The following is a 1,896-nucleotide window of genomic DNA, read 5'->3' on the forward strand; positions in this document are numbered from 1 at the left end:
CCTTACAAGGTGGAGGTCCGGGGTTCGAATCCCCGCGGGCCCACCATTCAGCTCGAAAAGACTTCTCATGGCCCGAACCCTCTCAAGGTGTTCTTTGAGAAGCTTATTTGCGAGGGCCGACAAGCTAAAGCCCTCAGCCTTGAGACCTCCGACCACTTCTTCATCAAGGTACAAATGAACGCGCGTCTTTCGCCTCTTTTTAGGCTTATCTCCGTTGAGAGCCCTACTATATGATGGCCCACTTTGTCCCACTTTGGCCCACCCGTGTGATAATGGCAGGAGGTAGAGATAAACACTGCGGTCATGAGGCTCACCTCAGAAGTTTGCGTAGAAGCTTCTCGAGTTTCTTGGCGACTGGTTCTTTCATGTTAGCATAAAATTCGACCTTAATCACCCGTAGACTGCCATCGCTGGAGAACTGCCTTCTAAGAACTATGACGAACTTTAGAGTATCAAATATGAAACGAACCCTCTCTAAGAACTCATAGGCACTCTCATCTTGGTCAACTTCTCTCTTAGTCACTTTATAGGAGATAAAATCTGCATCCGTGAAGATTACCTCTTGGGTATGTGTGCACTGGCCATTCTCGACGAAGGTGTAGTTACTGACTTCATAAGTGTAGTCTTCATCAAATCTCAATGCCTCGAGGTCGTGAATCTCCAAGTGGCCTCCTTTGAGACCTAAGTACTTTTTCAATTCTTTTTCTAGCGTTGAAAGAGCCTCATCATCAAAGACTTTCACGTAGGTCCTGTAGAAGTACTTCCCTTCTCGGGTGGGCTCCAAAAGGGTATATCCCTCTTCCTCCCAATTCATACGCCTTCCTCCTTAACTCTTCTCAAGAGAGTGTAGTAGTTAACACCTAAAATGCGGGCTATATCTCGATAGCTAACACCCTTTGCCCGGAGTTCCCGAACTTTCCGCATGTTGATCTTCACTTTGGGCCTTCCCACGTGCTTGCCTTCCATCTTGGCCCTCTTCATGCCCTCCCTGGTCCTCTGCCTGAGTAATTCCCTCTCCCTCTCAGCAGTCCAAGCGAGGATGGCAATGATTAGTTTCCGAATTTGAGGGTCAAGGTTCTGGAGGAATTCCTCTTTGGGTGAAATCGTGATAACAGGAGCTCCAAGGCTTTCCAGCTCTTGGATTGTCCTGAATGTTTCGTAGAAAGAGCGTCCGAGCCTGCTGAGTTCATAAGCAATGACTGGTAGTGGTTCCTCTTTGATTGTCTCGAGAAGGCTCTTGAATCCTGGCCTTTCCCACGGAGGGATTGCCCCACTCACTCCCACGTCTTCAAATGTTTTCACTATCTCGTAGTTGTTAGCTTTAGCCCATTCTTGGAGTGCTAACCTCTGGTTTTCAGGGTTTTCCTCGCTTATGCTCACTCTGATGTATGCATAGGCTTTTTTCGAAGCTTTTTGGTAGTTGGAAAGTGGGTTGTGCATTGACATTTCCAAATCACCTTTTTTGTTATGGGTTGTTGATATAACTTTCCCTTTTGTTGAACTGGTAAAAGGGCCCCCTTCTGCCAACATCACTCACCGCCACCACGCTCCTCACATATCCAATCAGGTTTATCTCCCTTGGCTACCAGGCAAAGCCAGCGCTTTCCTGTCTCCGTGTTTTTCAGAAAGGAAATCCACTCCTCCATCGCTCCACGTAGGGCCTCTTCCGGCGTCTCGGCTTCGACTCTGATAGGGGGATATTCTTGCTCGGCTACCCACTTCCCATCCTCATAATCGAGGTAGAACATACATGAAATCGTGTACTTAGCCATCACCCGCGCCCCCCTTCGAGGAGAATCTTCAAGTCAGTCCTGAGTTCCTCCAAACCATCCGAGACGATCAAATCATCCACGTCCAGGATAGCGTAATAATCCCGCTTCTTCCCCTCGTACCGCT

Annotated in this window: 3 protein-coding genes; all 3 read right to left on the bottom strand. The window is 48.3% G+C overall.

The window, feature by feature from the left end; translation table 11 throughout:
• Nucleotides 1–310: 310 nt before the first annotated feature.
• The 3 genes from MV985_RS07575 to MV985_RS07585 are packed head-to-tail and all read right to left on the bottom strand — an operon-like array spanning nucleotide 311 to nucleotide 1,772.
• A complete protein-coding gene (locus MV985_RS07575; protein WP_297464950.1) occupies nucleotides 311–814 on the bottom strand; it encodes a hypothetical protein in 504 nt (167 codons plus the stop codon).
• Nucleotides 811–1,530: a recombinase family protein gene (locus MV985_RS07580; RefSeq protein WP_297464952.1), complete on the bottom strand. Its 720-nt coding sequence runs from the start codon at nucleotides 1,528–1,530 to the stop codon at nucleotides 811–813. The genes MV985_RS07575 and MV985_RS07580 overlap by 4 nt, the downstream gene beginning before the upstream one ends.
• A complete protein-coding gene (locus tag MV985_RS07585; RefSeq protein WP_297464951.1) occupies nucleotides 1,530–1,772 on the bottom strand; it encodes a hypothetical protein in 243 nt (80 codons plus the stop codon). Before MV985_RS07585 ends, MV985_RS07580 begins: the two co-directional genes overlap by 1 nt.
• Between the last annotated feature and the right edge of the window lie 124 nt (nucleotides 1,773–1,896).

The organism is Thermococcus sp., from assembly GCF_027012695.1.
In the GTDB taxonomy this organism is placed as follows: Archaea; Methanobacteriota_B; Thermococci; order Thermococcales; family Thermococcaceae; genus Thermococcus.